Source organism: Shewanella sp. DW31, assembly GCF_015767295.1.
Classification (GTDB): domain Bacteria; phylum Pseudomonadota; class Gammaproteobacteria; order Enterobacterales; family Shewanellaceae; genus Shewanella; species Shewanella oncorhynchi.
Window position 1 is genome coordinate 1 of record NZ_JADWMP020000002.1, and the last position, 18,138, is coordinate 18,138.

The 18,138-nt window shown below is 44.7% G+C and carries 20 protein-coding genes; 8 read left to right on the forward strand and 12 right to left on the reverse strand.

Translation table 11 applies throughout. The annotated features are described in order from the left end of the window. Positions 1–178: 178 nt before the first annotated feature. The 3 genes from purU to GWI56_RS02385 form a co-directional block, all read right to left on the reverse strand. Positions 179–1,045 carry a formyltetrahydrofolate deformylase gene (gene purU / locus GWI56_RS02375; RefSeq protein ID WP_113938988.1) on the reverse strand — a complete coding sequence of 289 codons (867 nt, stop codon included), beginning with the start codon at positions 1,043–1,045 and terminating at the stop codon, positions 179–181. 165 nt (positions 1,046–1,210) lie between these two features. After that, positions 1,211–2,692 carry a PTS transporter subunit EIIC gene (locus tag GWI56_RS02380; protein ID WP_198572037.1) on the reverse strand — a complete coding sequence of 494 codons (1,482 nt, stop codon included), beginning with the start codon at positions 2,690–2,692 and terminating at the stop codon, positions 1,211–1,213. Next, a complete protein-coding gene (locus tag GWI56_RS02385; protein WP_198572038.1) occupies positions 2,644–3,108 on the reverse strand; it encodes a flavodoxin in 465 nt (154 codons plus the stop codon). Before GWI56_RS02385 ends, GWI56_RS02380 begins: the two co-directional genes overlap by 49 nt. A gap of 121 nt (positions 3,109–3,229) precedes the next feature. Between GWI56_RS02385 and GWI56_RS02390 the strand changes: the two genes are divergently transcribed. Continuing rightward, positions 3,230–3,424 carry a hypothetical protein gene (locus tag GWI56_RS02390; protein ID WP_105249725.1) on the forward strand — a complete coding sequence of 65 codons (195 nt, stop codon included), beginning with the start codon at positions 3,230–3,232 and terminating at the stop codon, positions 3,422–3,424. A 121-nt stretch (positions 3,425–3,545) separates the two neighbouring features. On the opposite strand, the gene truC is transcribed toward GWI56_RS02390, so the two are convergent. Beyond that, positions 3,546–4,391, reverse strand: coding sequence for a tRNA pseudouridine(65) synthase TruC (gene truC / locus GWI56_RS02395; RefSeq protein ID WP_198572039.1), 846 nt, complete (start codon positions 4,389–4,391; stop codon positions 3,546–3,548). After that, positions 4,378–4,698 carry a YqcC family protein gene (locus GWI56_RS02400; RefSeq protein ID WP_198572040.1) on the reverse strand — a complete coding sequence of 107 codons (321 nt, stop codon included), beginning with the start codon at positions 4,696–4,698 and terminating at the stop codon, positions 4,378–4,380. The genes truC and GWI56_RS02400 overlap by 14 nt, the downstream gene beginning before the upstream one ends. 162 nt (positions 4,699–4,860) lie before the next feature. Here GWI56_RS02400 and GWI56_RS02405 point away from each other — a divergent pair, with 162 nt between their 5' ends. Together GWI56_RS02405 and GWI56_RS02410 are read left to right on the forward strand one after the other, a co-directional pair. Next, the gene (locus tag GWI56_RS02405; protein WP_198572041.1) at positions 4,861–5,874 is read left to right on the forward strand and encodes a DUF3549 family protein; all 1,014 of its coding nucleotides are present in this window, start codon (positions 4,861–4,863) and stop codon (positions 5,872–5,874) included. Then, complete coding sequence (locus tag GWI56_RS02410) at positions 5,871–6,257, forward strand: DUF3301 domain-containing protein (protein ID WP_105249728.1); 387 nt, start codon at positions 5,871–5,873, stop codon at positions 6,255–6,257. The genes GWI56_RS02405 and GWI56_RS02410 overlap by 4 nt, the downstream gene beginning before the upstream one ends. Before the next feature lie 1,758 nt (positions 6,258–8,015). Here GWI56_RS02410 and GWI56_RS02415 read toward each other — a convergent pair. Then, positions 8,016–8,321: a DUF962 domain-containing protein gene (locus GWI56_RS02415; RefSeq protein WP_105249730.1), complete on the reverse strand. Its 306-nt coding sequence runs from the start codon at positions 8,319–8,321 to the stop codon at positions 8,016–8,018. Continuing rightward, the gene (locus tag GWI56_RS02420; protein ID WP_028760619.1) at positions 8,314–8,952 is read right to left on the reverse strand and encodes a GNAT family N-acetyltransferase; all 639 of its coding nucleotides are present in this window, start codon (positions 8,950–8,952) and stop codon (positions 8,314–8,316) included. Before GWI56_RS02420 ends, GWI56_RS02415 begins: the two co-directional genes overlap by 8 nt. Before the next feature lie 149 nt (positions 8,953–9,101). Between GWI56_RS02420 and GWI56_RS02425 the strand changes: the two genes are divergently transcribed. Beyond that, positions 9,102–9,335 (forward strand): DUF2789 domain-containing protein, encoded by a 234-nt coding sequence (locus GWI56_RS02425; protein ID WP_028760620.1) that lies wholly within the window; start codon positions 9,102–9,104, stop codon positions 9,333–9,335. Positions 9,336–9,346: 11 nt separating this feature from the next. On the opposite strand, the gene GWI56_RS02430 is transcribed toward GWI56_RS02425, so the two are convergent. Further along, entirely contained in the window at positions 9,347–9,751 is a 405-nt protein-coding gene (locus GWI56_RS02430; RefSeq protein WP_081729086.1) for a DUF3192 domain-containing protein, read from the reverse strand. Positions 9,752–9,917: 166 nt separating this feature from the next. Between GWI56_RS02430 and GWI56_RS02435 the strand changes: the two genes are divergently transcribed. Both GWI56_RS02435 and GWI56_RS02440 read left to right on the forward strand, forming a co-directional pair. Next, entirely contained in the window at positions 9,918–10,301 is a 384-nt protein-coding gene (locus tag GWI56_RS02435; RefSeq protein ID WP_131523814.1) for a hypothetical protein, read from the forward strand. Continuing rightward, on the forward strand, positions 10,301–11,074 hold the full coding sequence (locus GWI56_RS02440; protein ID WP_198572042.1) for a Zn-ribbon-containing protein: 774 nt from the start codon (positions 10,301–10,303) through the stop codon (positions 11,072–11,074). Before GWI56_RS02435 ends, GWI56_RS02440 begins: the two co-directional genes overlap by 1 nt. Before the next feature lie 94 nt (positions 11,075–11,168). On the opposite strand, the gene syd is transcribed toward GWI56_RS02440, so the two are convergent. After that, positions 11,169–11,819, reverse strand: a complete 651-nt coding sequence (gene syd / locus GWI56_RS02445) for a SecY-interacting protein (protein ID WP_028760624.1) — start codon at positions 11,817–11,819, stop codon at positions 11,169–11,171. Between the two features lie 59 nt (positions 11,820–11,878). Between syd and queF the strand changes: the two genes are divergently transcribed. Then, positions 11,879–12,736, forward strand: coding sequence for an NADPH-dependent 7-cyano-7-deazaguanine reductase QueF (queF, locus tag GWI56_RS02450; RefSeq protein WP_105249734.1), 858 nt, complete (start codon positions 11,879–11,881; stop codon positions 12,734–12,736). Between the two features lie 82 nt (positions 12,737–12,818). Here queF and GWI56_RS02455 read toward each other — a convergent pair whose 3' ends face one another. Next, positions 12,819–13,760, reverse strand: coding sequence for a LysR family transcriptional regulator (locus GWI56_RS02455; protein ID WP_198572043.1), 942 nt, complete (start codon positions 13,758–13,760; stop codon positions 12,819–12,821). 123 nt (positions 13,761–13,883) lie between these two features. Between GWI56_RS02455 and GWI56_RS02460 the strand changes: the two genes are divergently transcribed. Then, positions 13,884–15,872, forward strand: a complete 1,989-nt coding sequence (locus tag GWI56_RS02460) for an alkyl sulfatase dimerization domain-containing protein (RefSeq protein ID WP_198572044.1) — start codon at positions 13,884–13,886, stop codon at positions 15,870–15,872. A 172-nt stretch (positions 15,873–16,044) separates the two neighbouring features. Here GWI56_RS02460 and GWI56_RS02465 read toward each other — a convergent pair whose 3' ends face one another. Both GWI56_RS02465 and GWI56_RS02470 read right to left on the reverse strand, forming a co-directional pair. Further along, on the reverse strand, positions 16,045–16,590 hold the full coding sequence (locus GWI56_RS02465) for a hypothetical protein (RefSeq protein ID WP_198572045.1): 546 nt from the start codon (positions 16,588–16,590) through the stop codon (positions 16,045–16,047). Positions 16,591–16,678: 88 nt separating this feature from the next. Continuing rightward, the gene (locus GWI56_RS02470; RefSeq protein ID WP_198572046.1) at positions 16,679–17,548 is read right to left on the reverse strand and encodes a 4'-phosphopantetheinyl transferase superfamily protein; all 870 of its coding nucleotides are present in this window, start codon (positions 17,546–17,548) and stop codon (positions 16,679–16,681) included. Positions 17,549–18,138: the final 590 nt, after the last annotated feature.

An 18,138-nucleotide genomic window follows, 5' to 3' on the forward strand; every position in this document is an offset into this window, starting at 1 on the left:
TCTATAATCGCCCATGCTTTTCGTTTCCTCTTACTTGTGGTGAATAAGAAGTCTCTTTTAGCATGGGCGTAATTCAGACTATAGCCTCAAGGAACAATCACCACCGCCAGAGGCGGTGGTTTTGGGATGACAATAAACGCCGCTGAATGTCATGCAATTGCCACGACTCACCTACATCTTAGAAAACGATCGTTTTATTGCCGTACACGACCACTTGTTCGTTGAGCACTAATTGCAGCGCTTTACTCAATACACTCTTTTCAACATCGCGCCCAGCACGTGCCATTTCTAAGGCGCTATAACTGTGGTCGACGGGAATCACGTCTTGCTTGATGATCGGCCCTTCATCGAGGCAATTATTCACAAAATGCGCCGTCGCACCGATAATTTTCACCCCGCGCTCCCAAGCCTGACGATAGGGTGCTGCGCCGATAAAGGCAGGTAAAAAAGAATGGTGAATGTTGATGATGCGATTAGGATATTGCGCCACAAAATCTGGAGTTAGCACCCGCATGTACTTAGCCAACACCAGATAATCTGGCTCATATTGCGATACCGCGGCCAACAGTACTTGCTCGTGTTGAATTCGGTCCAAGCCTTCGTGGCTCACCAGATGAAAGGGGATGTTAAACTTCTCTGCCAATTCACGTAGTGCATCATGGTTACCCACCACAGCGGCAATCTCGACACTTAAACCACCGTAATAGGCTTTCATTAACAAATCGCCTAAACAGTGCGCTTCCTTTGTGACTAACACCACAATACGTTTTTTACCTGCGCTAACTAACGTCATATGATTTTGCGTAGGCAGTACGTCACGCAGATCCTGCAATAACTGTTCGCTGTTAAAAATGCCCTCTAACTCAGTTCGCATAAAGAAACGCCCTTGGGCATTATCCACAAACTCACTGTTTTTGATGATATTCAGTTTATGAGTAAAACAAACACTGGTGATTTTAGCGATGAGGCCTTGGGCATCAGCGCAATCCGTCAGTAAGATTTTACGCTCTATGGATGGCGAAGTATTACCGCGAGTTTCAGTCATTTGTTGCAAAGTTGGCTCTCCTATATTGTCCCTACATCGAGTTTGCCATAGCAAATCATGCTGAACAGTATGAAAACCCTATAATGCGAAAATAAAAATGATATTTCAGAGGCTTGAATCAATAAAATGTAAAAATTAAGCAGTTAATTTTGTAAAAACACAATCCTAGCGGCGAGTATCTAAGTAACGCTGCAATACTTTACGCAAAGTTTCGGCCTTAGTGCCGTAAACCACCTGCACACCTTTGCCCATAACGATCACGCCCTTAGCACCCAACTGACTCAAACGCACCTTATTGACTAACTCAGGCTTGTGCACGCTCAAGCGTAACCGTGTCAAACAAGCATTAAGTTCAACGATATTTTCACGCCCGCCGAGCGCCGCAATAATCGCCCGTAAACTTTCTTTGGGTCCTTTGCTGTCGTTATGCTCAAGCCTACCGGGAGTTTTCAAATTAAAGGCTAAAATACTCAGCCTAAACAACAGGTAATATATTATGGCGGTTAAAGGCCCAAGGAAAATAAACCAGCTGGCATTACGGGACAATGGAAATAGCAGCGTAAAGTCCACCAGCCCTTGGGAGAATACTATGCTGTGGTGAATATCCAGCATAATACAGACAAAATAAGCGAGCCCAGTGAGTAAGGCGTGAATAATAAATAGAATCGGCGCCACAAACATAAAAGCAAATTCGATAGGTTCAGTCACCCCAGTTAACCAACTTGCCGCCCCCGCCGAGAGCATAATACCCGCCACGCGATTCCGCTCTGAGGGATCTGCGCAGCGCCACATTGCCAGTGCAGCCGCCGGTAATCCCCACATTTTAATCAGATAACCACCGGCAAGGTTTCCTGCCTGCGGATCGCCCGCTAAATAGCGCGCCACCTCACCACGAACGACTTCATGCCCCAATAACTGATATTGGCCCACCTCTAAGTAAAAAGGCGCATTCCAAATATGATGTAAGCCAAGGGGAATAAGTAACCGCTCTAATGCGCCATAAACGCCAAAGGCGATGGCGGGTTTTTGATAAACCGCCCAGTCGGATACGAGCTCAATCAATAAAGCTAAGGGTGGCCACACATGGGCGAGTACATAACCTAGGCTCATCGCTAGGGGAATAATAAGTAAAGATGCACTGCGACGTCCCTCGAAGAAAGAGAAAATCGCAGGCAAGCGAATATATTGACTCCAACGGACTGCGAGGCAAGTAATACCACCGAGCATCATGCCACCTGCAATCCCAGTATCTAAGGTATCCATTCCTAATAAAGGGTGGGTTGGAAGTCGATACAAATCGGCCAGTGCGGCTAACGTCGCCGTCATCACTCCATAACCAAACACTGCCGAAAAGGCGGCAATGCCTTGATCGCGGCAAAAACCAATAGCGACAGCCACGGCAAATAACATCGGCATAATGGCGAAAATGAGTTTGCCTACCGCCAGCATCAGCACTGTCAGCTCTTCGGGCATAAAAGGAATCGGACTAACAGTTAAGCCGAGCATAACCCCAGCTGCGGGTAAAATGGCAATAGGAATAAGCAGCGCTTGGCTTAAGCGCTGGGCAAATTTAAACCACTGTAGATTGACGAAACTACCTAAGCGACGAGCTCGGTTTTGACGACTTGATTCCAGCGTTCTAGCCATTTTATCGCTTCAACCTCAGGTTCCATGGTTTCACAGGCATCAATTTCGAGTAATTCCACCAGCGGCTTAGCGCCAAGTTCACTCAAGAGTGCATCTACAGACTTACCTGCACCGCAGAAAGTCTCATAACTTGAATCACCTAGAGCTATCACACTGTATCTAAGCTCAGGTAAATAGGGTGCTAGATATTTAAGATTATGATACCAAGACTGAATATCATCGGGTAAATCCCCTTGTCCGGTCGTCGAAGTCACCACCACTAACAATTCATCCTGAGGAGGAATAAAGCTTGCTACCTCATTAGGTTGCCACAATGTGACGTCATAACCTAAAACTTGCATTTCTTTCTCTAGGGTTTCAGCGGCAAATTGTGCACTACCATATACAGTGCCAAACACCAGATTCACCTTTTTCATGATACACTCCACATCGCGTTGCAAACCTTATTAGGCTGACCTTACTTTATTGTTCAGCGTATGAGCAAGCTAAGGCGCAAATTTTTTATAAATCAAGCCATTGAGCGTGAGAAAATATCTAATGCGACAGTCCACCCGCCAAAAACACCTCAAGCAGCACCACAAAACAACCCATATTCGACGTAAAAACTACTTCCACTCCGCCCAGCAAAATCTCATATCGCCACTTGCACTCACGTCTGGATTCTCAACCTTAGCCGTTATGATGCAAGAGCTGCGGCCACAAACAGCACAAACGCCACAACTCCTCGATTAAGCAATCCACCTCGTTTTAAATTCGATGACTTTAGTTTCAATAACAAAGCAAAGTGAATGCACTTAATTTTATTCACGCGGCTAAGTTGATATCACCATATCAAGCATTGGCCGCTTGCTGTTCACGCCTCTTGGGCGATGAATAACTCAGCTTGCTGACTCAAGGTCGCCTCGTCCCAACCTAGCTCGGCAAACACGGTTTCCCACTCGGACTCGAGCTCGGTTTCTATGCTGAGCCGAGTTTGAGTTATTGGATGTGTAAAGGTGAGTTTTTTTGCGATAAGCCACAGGCGATTAATACTGAAATGCTCACGAAAAAATGCATTTTGCTTACCATCGCCATGGGTGGTATCACCGACGATGGGGTGGCGTAAATGTGCCATATGCCTTCTAAGCTGATGCTTACGCCCCGTTTTTGGACTCAAGCGTACCAGTGCGAATCGGCTAGTGGAATATCGACCTGACGAATACGGAATTTCAGTATTGAGTAATGGCTCATAAGCCGTCACAGCCTCCTGCGCGGCTTTGTTAGGATCGGCATTCTTATCGCCTAATTCATCCAACTCAACCTTAAGCGCATAGTCTAAAATACCGCTCTCATGCATATTACCGCGCACTAAAGCCAGATATTGTTTTTCAACCGTATGGGAGGCAAATTGCTCACACAGAGCATTAGCCACTTCACTACTCTTGGCAAACAAGAGCACGCCGGATGTCGGCCTGTCGAGACGATGTACAGGAAACACATGACAGCCCACTAAATCACGGGTCAGCTGCATGGCAAAAAATCGCTCCCGACGCGCTAAATAACTGCGGTGGACCAATAAGCCTGCGGTTTTATGAATTGCCACTAAATGCTCATCTTCATAAAGAATTTCAATCTCAGGCGCCTGCTCTTCTGAATCATCCTCTTGGGATACATTCACTGCATTTTCAGGCGTTTCAAGCCAGATATCATCTTGATTCATTTAACAACATATCCAATTCATTTAATAGGCTAATTAAAGTTTGGCGCGGGGGCATATCCAGCCAAACATGTTCAGCCATAGGGGCAATCGCAATTTGCGTCGGCAATGGCGCCCTCGTTTCGATTAAAGTCTGCATTCTAGGCAGCAAAATAAACTGCAGCCACTGCTCAAGGGGCATAAGATCACAGGCAAAAGGTGCTGTGCTTGCCATTGCTGCGGCAGAAGGCGCTTGCTCAGACCACAACTCTGCCGCTTGCAGCGCGTGGGTAATCTGAGCCAATTTAGCTTGGGTTTGACTGTATAACATAGCTTTCAGATCCATTCTCATATTAGCCATTGTGATTGAGGAACTTGCCACAATCCACAAGCCGAATAGGTCGATTAAAGTGCCGCAATCATACCATCCAGACGCACTTCCCCCTATAATGGCGCCAATTTATTGAGCCTCTTTGATTGATATGGCAGCCAAATGACTGAAATTACTACTTTAAGCCAGTTTTTAACCACAGCCAAAACCCAGTTCCAAGTGTATGATCTTGGCCGTAGGGTGCAACATATTGATATGCTCGCGTTTCACCAAATCGAATCTCTGTCAGCCCCTTATCCTTATCCCATTCAAGGGCATGCACAATTTGCTATTGTCTTTTGGGATGCAAGCCAGCAGCACTTTATTTGGTTTCTAAAGCTGGCGTTAGATGAGCAAGGATTACTGTCGCCCGCGCCTCGCTCACAATTTATCGAAATGATATTAGCGGCATTAGGGCAAGATCCCACTCAGCCACTCAGTGATGAGCAGCAAGAACGACTCGCGAATAATCCGTTTAATTTCAAGCCAAGCCAGGAAAAACTTGCCGTATTTAACGCACTCGTTCGTAAACAACTTGGCCAACGCGCTTCATCACAATACGAGTTTGCCGTGCAATATCTGTCAGGCCAAGTTGCCCCATCACAATGGCAACATATTGGAATGCAAGGCATAGCTGATGTGTGTGTACGCGCAAAAGAATTTGATCATGAGCAGCACTTGGTATCGAGTTTTGATACAGCCGCCATCGAAGTGCAAATCGCCCTATGCCAATGCCTTGAACACTTACTGATTAGCGACACACTCGCCGATAAGATTCTCGCGAAACTTCAAGACGCAGCGCCAGAACACCAAGCCTATTTCCTTCGCGCTTTGGCTTCTAGCGCCAAACACAGCCAAAAAGCGTTTGCGCATCTACACGGCCAATCCTCTTTAGATACCAATGCCCTCATCAGCATTGCCGGACGTAACTGGTCGGTATTAAAACAAAATTCAAGTCGCAGTCTTTACTTAGAAGCTTTAGCACTGCAGCCCCAAGCCTTTTTTAATCAGGTCTTTGCTGATATTGTGGCTATTCCTAGTTTGCGCAATCAACTACTAGGCGAATTAAGAAATCCCAATCGAAGTGTTCAACTATCACAAGCCATAGGTGGTTTGTTTAAGGCAGCTAGCAAATGATGTCAGATTTACTGTTAATTATTGGCCTCGTCGTGATTGCCGCATTCTTTTGGCAACTACGCCAAATGGCAGAGTTGAGCCGTATTTTTGCCGAAAAAGAATGTTGGCGACAAAAAGTTCAACTGTTAGCCATTGCCATGGAAACTGCCCGCCCTAGCATTGGCGGCACGACGGGGATCTGCTGGAAGGCGAAATATTTATTTGAATTCAGCACCGACGGCATTAACCAATATCGTGGCCATATTTGGATGCAAGGCAAGAAAATTCAAAAGATTGAATGGCCTATCTTCCCTGAGCCCGAATGGCATGAAGCCCCAACGTCACAGGGTAAGTTTGGCGGGTGTGGTACGCAAAGTGGTTGTAACTCAGGCAAATGCCATTAAGCTTTTATCGACAATGTTGGCTCAAATAAAATGTGAGCCAACATATAGAGCAAGACATCATTCTTTTTTATCGTAAATACGGCTAAAAAATAACTCACTGTCAAAGTTAAAAAAGAAAGGGCGCGGCCCTAAAGCCACGCCCTCCTATTCTCTGTTAAGCTATCCCGCTATTTTTGTGCTCCCTGCACCATCCATGCGTCAATCTGCGTCCTGCTTCATCCCTGCTCAATCCTTGAGGTCCCTGTACTCATGTACTTCCCTATCTCTTGGTCATCCAGTCCCAAGCTTGCTCTTTCCTGAGCGGTTCCATCATCATCCATGAAACGGGTATTGCATCCATTCAATTTAAATTGCACTCCATGTGCCATTGCCATCCTATGCAATGAGTCTATCAATCCTTGATAGTCTCCCTTCCTTGGTATTGGCTCTCTTTCATCCTGAAAGGCCTATATCCCTATCTTTCCTTAAGTCACATTCCTTAGCCACTGTTCGATCATCCTGATCGCCAACATCCTGTTGCCCGTAACTCCTTCTACAAGATGAATTCTACGCCAACCAACAAAAGTACTCATTGCGGATTATTTAAAATGTTAATGAAAATAGTGAGCTTAACTGATGAAAAATAAACTAACCAACTGATATAAATAAAAATAATAACCAACCCAGAGACATAGCCACTCTTTGGACTTACAAATTACTTACATACTTGTGAGAGATCTCTTACACGGAGGATGGCAATTCGAATCAAAAGCAAGCAAAGCGCTAGATGTTCTCCCCTGAAGGACTTATACATAAACCGCTATCGCTCAAAATTCGACAAGCATTCGGCGCATGACCAAAACACAGTCAACACAGTCAACACAGAGTAAATCATTGGGCAATAAGAGAAGTAAGACTGGTAAACATGTTTTACGGCAAGATGTCTTTAAGCAGCGTGAAGATAAAGTCTGTGTGAATAGCGTTATAGCTTGGTAAAACCAGATTAATGCGGAAAATGAACCAAAGAAAAGGGCGCAACTAAAGTGCGCCCCATTTATCCTTTGTAAGCCGTCCTGCTCGATTTGTGCTCCCTGCACCATCCATGCGTCTACTTGCGTCCTGCGTCGTCCCTGTAATTCCTTTTCGTCCCTGTGTATCAAACTTACGTGAGATAACACTCAGTCCCTTGACCTGTAAATCCTTTTTACAGAGCCTGTCACTTCCTATGACGTATTCCTATTGCATCCTGCAAAATTTATTTTCCATAGATTAGTACAAGCTGTTCACCCTTATACTTTATCCTTATCTCGATACATCCTGTTTCGAGTTCATGCTTAATCCTTAAGCGTGTCCTGTATTCTTCCTGAAATTCATCATCCTGACGATACAACTCACTGTCCCTAATCATCCTTGAAAAGCAATCCTGCTTTTCCTTAGCATATCCGAGGCGAATGACAGCTTTCCTACCGTCAGCGATTTCAACCTTGAAATCTTAATTCGTTGCTTCTTGCGTCCCTTTGGCCTGTTTCGCTTTCCTTGCTATCCATTTGCTTTGACCATGAGTGAATTCTACGTTAACCCTAACGTTTTTGTTCGGCTCAAAGAACGGACTACAAAATTAATTACGGACCAACCAAAGAAAAATAAATACAACCCAATGATTCTATTTAAAATTAAATACAGAAGGACGAAAAACAATCAAAAAGAAAACATTATGTCCTACAACGTTTGTAAGCGATCTCTCACACGGGCATGGGCATCTCACTCGGGCAATTTTTTTTAACGTTTAAAAAAGCGGCGGATCATCTGCGCAAACATCACCCAATCTGCCATCAAACTGTAAAAAGGATACTGAAATGTCGCGGGTCGATTCTTCTCAAATACGAAGTGTCCCACCCATGCAAAACCATAACCAACAATAGGAATAAACCAGCATAGCCACCAGGCTTGTGAAACCAAGGCAATGCCAATCAGCAGCAGAACTAAACAACTGCCAACAAAGTGTAATTGCCGACAAGTCGGGTGCTGGTGTTGGGATAAATAGAAAGGATAAAAATCGGCGAAACGTTTATAAGAGTTAGTCATCTTGTTGAACCGAATAGAATAAAAGCTGGCCATGGACACTGCCGATACTCAGCTCGCCTATGGATACAAAGTCATGCTGAGTAAACAGTTGCAAGTGGTTCTCCTGAGCGATAAACACACCAATGCCATCCAAATCAGGCTGCTCATCACACCAACTCACCACAGCTTGCACTAACTTATGTCCAAGTCCTTTGTGCTGTTCATTTGGTGCAAGAGCAATAAACTGCAAAATACCGCAGTGCTTACTGGGTAAAAGTTCAATAATACTGGACTCTTTGTTCATTAGCGCTTGAGTCGATTGCCAACCTGTACCTAACAACATCTTTAAGCGCCAGTGCCAATAACGTCCTTCACCTAAAGGCACTTCTTGAGTAACTACACAGGCTAACCCAAAGAGTCTTTCATGGTCGAATAAACCAATGAGGGCTTGTTTTTGTTGCCATAACGTATTGAGTTCTTCCCTGATTGCGGCGCGCAATTTTTGCTCATAAGCGGCTTTGTCTGAGGTAAAGAGTGAATCGACAAAAAAAGGATCATCATGGTAAGCGTTATAGAGAATAGAAGCGGCAATGCGTAAGTCTTCCGCGGTCAAATAGACTGCGCGGCAGTCCTCCAGAATTTCATTGTCCATCGTTAGCATTCCTTGACTTAGCTCACACTTTTTATGCGTAACTGTTAATCTACCAAGGAAACTAAAAAGTGCAAATTTTAATCATAGATTGCATTTTTCAATCAGGCGCTTACTCTAAACGAAGGCACTATACTGAAAAGGAAATAATGATGGATACAACTCCAGTAGACTTAAGCCACTTGTTTGAGCAACTCGGTTTAGACAGTAGCGACGAGGCCATAGCGCAGTTTATTGCAACCCATGATATCGACCATCACATCCATTTAAGCCAAGCGCCCTTTTGGACCCCTGCCCAAAAGAGCTTTATCATTGAAGGTTTAGAAGCCGATGCCCTCTGGACTGAGCCCATTGAGCAATTAGACACTCAGCTACGTAAACGATAAGACTCGTTGGTTCAGATTTTACCGTAAGCCGTTTCGCCCCAACCCACTAAGGCATTGTTGCTCAGCACGATAGGCGTGCATTCATCCTTAGTGGTTTTTCCATCGCCATTATTACGCTGGGTACGATAAAACAACACTAAGACTTCTTTATTGGCTTCACCTTGTTGAGCACTTTGTTGAATATAGGCTTCACTAAAATCAGCGGTGCCCATTAAGATCATCACTTGGTCTTTAGGCATACCTAAGCTCAGTTTGGTTAAGTTAGTGCGATTTTTATCCTGCACTTTCTCCCAAGATTCGCTGCTATCCCAGCCCGATTCTCCATCACCGACATTGACCACGCAGCCGCTAAGACCTAAGCTTGCGAGCCCTAAAAAAGTGATGGCGATAAGTTTGTTATTCAATTTATGGTTCATCTTGTGACATCCTATGTAATTATTATTGAAGCTTAAAAATGGTATTTCGGCTGGACAATAAGCAAAATAAATGCCACAAGACAACACACTGTTTTTAAATGAAAAAATTAATTATTATTTTAAAATTGGTTTAAACAATTCAACAAATTAAGGAATTTTGCTAATTATGAGTCCCCTTGACCAAGTATTAGCGGCCGCACGTTCGCTCGAAGCCTGCGGTAAAGTACCGAGCCTTGCCTTAATTAAAACCCGTTTAGGTAGTAGCCTACCTTTACCTATATTGATCCAAGGCTTACAGCAATTTAAATCTATGCCTAAGGCGGATCGCGAGCGTTTAGCTGAGTTGCAAACTATCAGCCCTACAACTGACACTCCCGCAACTAACGATACCTTAACCCTTGCAGTGCTCGCCGAGCGCCTGCAGATGCAACAGGCGTATTTTGAACGTCATGCTGAGCAGCAAAAAACAGAAATAATGCAATTAAAAAACGAACTGCTTGAACTTAAACAACGCATCAACTTATTAGAAATCCAAGGAAAAACAGCTTAATGTTTGTTACTGAACTGCGCTTCGAATGCTTCGCCGACACCACGATATCTGCCGCCGAGAAGGCCATTAATCAGCTCCTTGAAGCCTATCGAGCTAATGGCCAAATCTTAGGACGAGAATTTGCGGTCGCCTTTAATGACGGTGAGTTTAGAGTGCGTTTATTGATGCCAGAGAAAAGCAGTTTAGCGCACAAATATCACAGCCCTTGGGTCAAAAAAGCCTTAGTAGAATTAACCGACGCTAAACTACTCGCGCCGCGGGAAAAGTTTATTGGTCAGGATATCAATTCTGAAGTAAGTAATACCGAAACACCCAGCTGGCAACTGCTATACACCAGTTTTGTGCATATGTGCTCGCCCCTACGCAGCGGCGACAATTTATTGCCCATTCCCCTGTACCGTATACCCGCAACCTTTAATGGCGATCATAAACGTATTATCCGTTGGCAGAGCGAATGGCAAGCCTGCGACGAGCTGCAAATGGCAGCGGCCACCAAGGCAGAATTTGCCGCGCTAGAGGAATTATCGAGTTCTGACAGTGATTTATTTCGCAGAGGTTGGGATTTGCGCGGTCGTATCGAATATCTCACTCAGATCCCGACCTATTACTACTTATATCGCGTTGGCGGCCAAGATTTAGCCACAGAAAAAACGCGACCTTGCCCACGTTGTGGCAGTCATGATTGGAAACTCGATGAACCTTTATTGGATATGTTCCATTTTCGCTGCGAGCCTTGCCGCATAGTGTCGAATCTGTCTTGGGATCATCAATAACATCTGTTTATCCCTTGCAGAACTCAACCTAAGATAAGCCACGCTTAGGTTGAGTTAATACTTAGGTTGATAATAAAAATGTCGCTCACAGAAGTTAACGTTTACCGAAAAGGTTTTGCCACATACGTTTAAAACTGGCGAAAATACCAGGATGTTCTAATGCGGGCATAGGTAATTCTTCATGTTTAACGGGTGGTGCTATCCGTGGCGATAATGCTTCGATAAACGCAGTCAAACTCGAGGACAATTGCTCAGATTGCACTTCACCAGGGATTTCAATCCATACGCTACCATCACTGTTATTGATGGTGAGCATTTTATCTCCCTCATCTAACAGACCGATAAACCAAGTCGGTGACTGCTTCAGTTTTTTCTTCATCATCAGATGACCAATCAAGTTTTGTTGCAGGCAGTTAAAATCGTCATCATTCCAGACTTGCAGTAACTCCCCCGTGCCCCACTTAGAGTCAAATAATACTGGGGCGGAGAAATAATGACCGTAAAAATCATTGATCTCTGGCCATAAAGTTAACTCCAGTGCATGCTCTACATTGGCGAAACTGCCTTCAACTTTGCGTTTCACTGGCTGCCAAGAAACAGCCTGTTCAAGATCGGGTTGAAATTCGCCTTGAATACACACAGAAGGCTCACCCTGTGGGTAATAACGCGGTAGTTCACCTAAACTCGTTAAGTAAGCTTGATGATAGTTTTGCAAAAATTTATCGAGTGCGGGCAGACAAGACACTTAAGCACAATCCAATTTCAGGTATAATGTGCGCCTATTTTGACATGGAAACAGTATTGATGACACAGAATCACGATCCCTATAGTGATGCGCAAGCGCTTGTTGGCCTGACTTTAGGTAAAGCCACCGACTACCAAGCCGAGTATGATGCGTCGCTGCTGCAAGGGGTTCCACGCTCACTAAACCGTAATGCTATTGCACTCACTGGGACGTTACCGTTTCATGGTGCCGATATCTGGACGGGTTATGAGCTGTCTTGGTTAAATGCCAAAGGTAAGCCTATGGTGGCCATAGCTGAATTTCATTTAAGCTATGAAAGCCTGAATCTGATTGAGTCGAAATCGTTCAAACTGTATCTCAATAGCTTTAATCAAACCAAGTTTGATAGCCTAGATTCACTGCAAAAAACCTTAGTGCAAGACTTAAGTCAGTGTGCTCAAGGTGATGTTAGCGTTAAGATTATCGAGCCCAAAAGCTTTGGTATTCAGCGTATTATTGAGTTACCTGGCACTTGTATTGACGATCTCGATATTGAAGTCAGCGATTATAGTTTTAATCCTGATTACTTAGTTAACAGTACAGACGATAAGCAAACGGTCGCGGAAACGCTTAATTCAAACCTGCTGAAATCCAACTGTTTGATCACTTCGCAACCCGATTGGGGCAGCGTGATGATCCGTTATCAAGGCCCTAAAATCGATCGCGAGAAACTGCTGCGCTATTTGATTTCTTTCCGCCAACATAACGAATTCCACGAGCAATGTGTCGAGCGAATTTTCGTCGATTTAAAACGTTTTTGCCATTGCACTAAATTGACAGTTTACGCCCGCTACACGCGTCGCGGTGGTTTAGATATCAACCCTTATCGCAGTGACTTCGAGCAACCTGGTGAAAGCCACAGACTCGCAAGACAGTAATGACCTTCTTAGGCGATTAGATTAACAATCTGAGATAGAAAATAAGGTTTAAAAACTGCAACAAAGCTCTGAATCGCTAGCCCTAGCTGCTCGCTAGATTCAGAGCTTTTTTATTCACAGTGTTTGCACTCGCATTAAGCAATAAACGCCGTAGCCATTGGTGGCTCGGGTTTTGGGTATATTTACTGCTCCACACCATATACAAATCAATTGGCTTTGTTTTCAGGGGCATAGGTAAAATCTGTAAGCCGAACATCTCAGCGTACTGACTGGCGTACCGCAAAGGCGCTATGCCTATCGCCTCACTTTTGCCGACAGTTGCAAACATACTCAATAAAGATGATTGCTCACTGTACATTTTGCGCCTTGGTAACACGCCTTCGGTAAACAAATCCCCTGCAGTCAAATTAAAACGCCGCATATTTAAAAAGACGTGTTTCTCCTCAAAATACTGCCCATGGGTGATAGCACCTTGAATACGAGGATGCTGCAAACTGACGATACAAACGAGGGTTTCGGTGAAGAGTAATTTGCTCGAGAGCAAACTTTGCTGCGCGGGCTTAATGTCTATGGCAACGGCGACCCGCTCAAGCAAAATATCGCGATATAGCTCATCCTCCTGCGGCGGCGACTCGCGGAAAATGACTTCAATATCCGCATTCTGTAATAAAGCCTGCACGCCTGATTGCAGCGCTTCGATAACCGACTCATTAGCATATACATAAAAGCGCCGCTGGCTCGAGTTGGGATCAAAATGCTCAAACCCCAGTAATACGGTTTCAATATCCGCCATGGGCTGCTCAAATTTACGGTACATCTCCCGTGCCACCGATGTAGGCTCAATTCCCCGTCCAACTCGATTAAACAGCGACTCCCCGACCCAAGCCCTGAACCGGCTTATCGCATTGCTCACGGAAGACTGTGTTAAATCTAACTCCTGTGCCGCTTGAGTGAATGAACGAGTACGGTAAACCACCATAAACACGCGTAATAAATTTAAATCTAATGGCTTTCGTGTCGGCATAAAAGAGTGCACTCATTCACTATATAAATATTACAACCCAAGCTAACTCGAGTAATCTAAATACACAAGCTGGCTATACTCAAACCATCGACGACACTATCCCACTTTTCGGTAGGTAAAATAATGCAAAAATCTTTGATGACAATGAGTATTATCGCCAGCTTCTCTTTAAGCGCCGTGGCCGCTGAACACGAGCATGAACATATTAGCCTGCACTATCAGGGAAAGCCTGCCACCGAGCAAACCATTGCGGTAAATAAAGCCTCAGCAGCAAGCCTTAATTTTGCTGACAAAAAAGCCTTTGAAGAGTTTTCTAAAAATCTTATTGCTGAACTAGATGAACCAACAGCAGCCATTTTACGTGCCGATTTCAGCTTTATTGGCGACAAAACCCCAGACACAGTAAACCCTTCACTTTATCGCCAAGCTCAATTGAATATGGTGTCTAACGGCTTATACAAGGTCACAGATGGCATTTATCAAATGCGTGGCACAGACTTATCGAACTTAACCCTTATCCGCGGTAAAACGGGTTGGATCCTTTATGACGTGCTGCTGACCAAAGAAGCGGCAAAATTATCCCTCGAATTTGCGCTAAAACACTTACCAGAGGGCAATAACTTACCCGTAGTCGCAATGATTTATTCCCACAGTCATGGAGATCATTTTGGCGGCTCCCGCGCCATCAAAGACATGTTCCCAAACGTCAAAGTCTATGGTTCCAATAATATCACCAAAGAAATTGTCGACGAAAACGTGCTTGCCGGTAATGCCATGAGCCGCCGCGCCGCCTATCAATACGGCGCAACATTAGAGCGAAACGATCAAGGCATTGTCGATGCCGCACTTGCTAAGGGATTATCCAAAGGCGAAGTGACCTACGTTAAACCCGATGTCACCTTAAATGCCAAAGACAAGTGGGAAACACTCACCATTGATGGTATCGACATGGTGTTTATGGATGCCTCAGGCACAGAAGCCGCCTCGGAAATGACCACCTATATTCCCTCAATGAAAGCATTGTGGACCGCAGAGCTCACCTACCACGGCATGCACAACATTTATACCTTACGCGGGGCAAAAGTTCGAGATGCGATAAAATGGTCTAAGGATATCAACGAATTACTGACCCATTTTGGTAATGATGCACAGGTTATATTCACTGCCCACTCAGCCCCCGTATTTGGCAATACTGATATAAACCATTACTTAAGAATGCAAAGGGATAACTATGGCCTAGTGCATAATCAAACCCTGCGTTTAGCCAATAATGGCGTGGGTATTCAAGATATTGGCGATGCGATTCAAACCACTATCCCTAAGGCTGTACGCGATACTTGGTACACCAATGGTTACCATGGCACCTACAGCCATAATGCCAAAGCCGTGTACAACATGTACCTTGGCTATTTCGATATGAATCCCGCCAACTTAAACCCACTACCGACAAAAGATGAAGCGACGAAATTTGTGGAGTATATGGGTGGTGCCAAAGCCGTAGTGAAACACGCCAAAGCCGACTATGCCCAAGGCGAGTACCGTTTTGTGGCCACCGCACTCAATAAAGTCGTGATGGCAGAACCTAATAATAAAGAGGCAAGACAATTACTTGCCGATACCTATGAGCAACTGGGTTATCAAGCCGAAGGGGCAGGCTGGCGCAACATTTACCTCACTGGCGCCCAAGAGTTACGCGTAGGCATTCAACCTGGCGCGCCTAAATCGGCCTCAGCAGATATTTTAGGAGAAATGGAAATATCGACCCTATTTGACTTCCTCGCCGTAAAAGTCGATAGCCTCAAAGCTGCTGAACTTGGGCTAATCCGGCTTAATGTGATTAACCCCGACACCCAAGAAACGCTCTATGTTGAACTAAGTAACGGTAATTTAAGCAATATTAAGGTTGATAAACCGATGGAGGCCAATGCCAATCTTTATATTGATAAACGCTATATTACGGGGATTTTACTCGGAAAAGTCACACTTAAAGAGTTACTGGCTAAGGGTACTGCCAAGTTAGAGGGTGATAAAGATGCCTTCGGTAAGATAGCGTCGACCTTAGTAAAGTTCGATGAAAGCTTTGAAATCGTCCCACTACCAAGCGCGAAATAACCAAATCAACGCCCTGAACCTTCAGGGCTTTTTTATGGAAAAATTACACTAGCACTAATCATTCTGACACTTGGCGAGTCGTGTTCTGTAAGCAAAAGAGTGAAGTACGGATAGCCATTTGCACGACATGTTCTCTCATGCAATCTTTAAAGGCCAGATTAACAAAGCAGAATTAATTCGCTGACTCTGGCGTTGGGACTGAAGTTTTGCACTCAAGCAATAACTGCTGAAAATGCGCGCCTAAGTCTTGCTGGGCAAATTGCTCGCTCGCGGTCACCATTTGCTTAAGGCTTTGTAAGGCTTGATCTAAACCTTGTTGCTCGATAAGACTTTTAGCATAAGCTGCCGCATCGGCGCCCTTTTGTAGCAAGCTCGCGACCTGATCAAAACTGATGTCTTGCTCCATTACTTTCTGTAAGTCACCCAGCAGTTCTGCCACTTTAGCCGACTCCATCAGTGAGCCTTCAACATTGACTAACTTACCCAGCGGATCTTGGCTGAGTTTTTCAGCCACACAGGCCGAAACTGTGCCTGCTGCCGCGCTTTGAGCCACAACATCTAAGCCATTGGCACGAATTTGCTCAACCACTTGCTGCAACTGTGGATCTTGGGCTAACCAAGCCTGCTCCAATTGCTGCTTTTCATCGCCACCAAAATAACCACAACCAGATAGCAACACCATCATAGTGGCAGGTATTAGGCACTTAATCCGTTTCATTGTTAAACCTCATTTATTTCATTCAAATTCAAAATATTATGGGCGTGACTATACCCAGCAATGTTTAACCTAAGATGAATAAGACCAGTTAACCATAATCTGCAAGTAAGGCTTCTATGCTGCTCAGTTGCGCCGTTAGCATTATGGAAATCTCGGTGTTACCAGCATGCCCTAAGCTCACGGCAAAACGGTACTCCTCGGTCAAACGCCCAAAATAGGTTTGCCAATACAATGAACTTGCATCAATGGTTTGCAGCGGGATATTAGGATAGACACTCAGCAAAGGCGCCACACCATAGAACGGCATCAACGCTGCATCTTGGCATCTAAGCTCAACCGATCCGGCCACCAATTGCTCGAATGGCTTTAGATCAAAGCCGAAGGATTTAAGCGACTGCGCTAAACCTAGGCCAGTCGCCTTAATATAGGATTCCTTTAACGCCCATAAATCGAAAAAGCGCTGCCGCTGACTCGCTTCATCGGCGAGAGTGAGCAAGGCTGACGTTTCTTGGGGAGAAAAATAATGATTTAGGATTGGATAGATATCCGTCTTCGGCCGCAATCTTTCAATATCGACCCCAAATAAACCAGTCTCAACACCATGAAACTGAGTCACACCAATCAATAACCAATCGCCGCTATGGCTTAAGTTAAACTCAAGCCCCGTTTGCTGTTGCAATTTTGCCGTTAAACTCGGCTTGCCCTTAGCGCCATATTCAAAACACCACTCGTGTGGCGATAAATCCGCATAGCGAGATAACACGGCCCGCAACGCTGCCCTGACCTGTAATCCCTTCATTTGCGCCTTCGGATCGCGATAACGCGCGACCTTAGCGAGTTCATCATCACTTAACCAAGACTGAGCGAGTGATGTTTGCGGCAATGAAATATCGCTCAGAGGAATAAAAAATAGATCCACATTCACGCCGTTTTTGCTAGATGTTCTGGAGTCGGTCATTTGAGGGCCTTGCAGGACAAAGCCTTGCGGCTGATGGTTATCATTGTCTGGCTTTTTGGAGAGCACTTAGCAACATTCTTATCTCGGTATTGTCTAGGTTCATCGTTATCTGAGTTCATTATGCATCTTAAATAGTTTCAACTAAGCCCGAGTTCAATTCTTAGCAGCACTCTAATTAGAGCAATTCTTAGAACGACTCTGAACGCCATCCTAAGCGCAAATTTTTGCTGCAATTGCGCCAAGATTTTGCGCCCAAATTAACAGGTTTAGCCGCACAGTCTCATTCATGACGAAAGGGACGTAAGCCAATATTGGGCTATTTTACCCCGCTAACTCAAAAAAGCGGTCTTTATCGCCCCTAAAAATTTAATTATTCCACTATCAAAGTATTAAAAAGCCCAAGCGGTCAACGAAAACCCAACATAACGCACAGAAAATACCATTACTCAACGAAAGCCGATAAATTCCAGTCCCAGATGATTGTATCGACCCGAAACCTCAGGTAATCTGCATCCCCATTAAGTGACACAGATGATAAGCACAGGTTTTACGATGAGTGTCACTATGTTCTTCAAGAGTGCCACAGCTGA

What these genes read in the sequence shown, in the direction of transcription:
- purU (WP_113938988.1), bottom strand. Translation starts at nt 1,045, where the DNA reads ATGACTGAAACTCGCGGTAATACTTCGCCATCCATAGAGCGTAAAATC.
- GWI56_RS02380 (WP_198572037.1), bottom strand. Translation starts at nt 2,692, where the DNA reads ATGGCTAGAACGCTGGAATCAAGTCGTCAAAACCGAGCTCGTCGCTTA.
- GWI56_RS02385 (WP_198572038.1), bottom strand. Translation starts at nt 3,108, where the DNA reads ATGAAAAAGGTGAATCTGGTGTTTGGCACTGTATATGGTAGTGCACAA.
- GWI56_RS02390 (WP_105249725.1), top strand. Translation starts at nt 3,230, where the DNA reads ATGCGACAGTCCACCCGCCAAAAACACCTCAAGCAGCACCACAAAACA.
- truC (WP_198572039.1), bottom strand. Translation starts at nt 4,391, where the DNA reads ATGAATCAAGATGATATCTGGCTTGAAACGCCTGAAAATGCAGTGAAT.
- GWI56_RS02400 (WP_198572040.1), bottom strand. Translation starts at nt 4,698, where the DNA reads ATGTTATACAGTCAAACCCAAGCTAAATTGGCTCAGATTACCCACGCG.
- GWI56_RS02405 (WP_198572041.1), top strand. Translation starts at nt 4,861, where the DNA reads ATGACTGAAATTACTACTTTAAGCCAGTTTTTAACCACAGCCAAAACC.
- GWI56_RS02410 (WP_105249728.1), top strand. Translation starts at nt 5,871, where the DNA reads ATGATGTCAGATTTACTGTTAATTATTGGCCTCGTCGTGATTGCCGCA.
- GWI56_RS02415 (WP_105249730.1), bottom strand. Translation starts at nt 8,321, where the DNA reads ATGACTAACTCTTATAAACGTTTCGCCGATTTTTATCCTTTCTATTTA.
- GWI56_RS02420 (WP_028760619.1), bottom strand. Translation starts at nt 8,952, where the DNA reads ATGGACAATGAAATTCTGGAGGACTGCCGCGCAGTCTATTTGACCGCG.
- GWI56_RS02425 (WP_028760620.1), top strand. Translation starts at nt 9,102, where the DNA reads ATGGATACAACTCCAGTAGACTTAAGCCACTTGTTTGAGCAACTCGGT.
- GWI56_RS02430 (WP_081729086.1), bottom strand. Translation starts at nt 9,751, where the DNA reads ATGAACCATAAATTGAATAACAAACTTATCGCCATCACTTTTTTAGGG.
- GWI56_RS02435 (WP_131523814.1), top strand. Translation starts at nt 9,918, where the DNA reads ATGAGTCCCCTTGACCAAGTATTAGCGGCCGCACGTTCGCTCGAAGCC.
- GWI56_RS02440 (WP_198572042.1), top strand. Translation starts at nt 10,301, where the DNA reads ATGTTTGTTACTGAACTGCGCTTCGAATGCTTCGCCGACACCACGATA.
- queF (WP_105249734.1), top strand. Translation starts at nt 11,879, where the DNA reads ATGACACAGAATCACGATCCCTATAGTGATGCGCAAGCGCTTGTTGGC.
- GWI56_RS02455 (WP_198572043.1), bottom strand. Translation starts at nt 13,760, where the DNA reads ATGCCGACACGAAAGCCATTAGATTTAAATTTATTACGCGTGTTTATG.
- GWI56_RS02460 (WP_198572044.1), top strand. Translation starts at nt 13,884, where the DNA reads ATGCAAAAATCTTTGATGACAATGAGTATTATCGCCAGCTTCTCTTTA.
- GWI56_RS02465 (WP_198572045.1), bottom strand. Translation starts at nt 16,590, where the DNA reads ATGAAACGGATTAAGTGCCTAATACCTGCCACTATGATGGTGTTGCTA.
- GWI56_RS02470 (WP_198572046.1), bottom strand. Translation starts at nt 17,548, where the DNA reads ATGACCGACTCCAGAACATCTAGCAAAAACGGCGTGAATGTGGATCTA.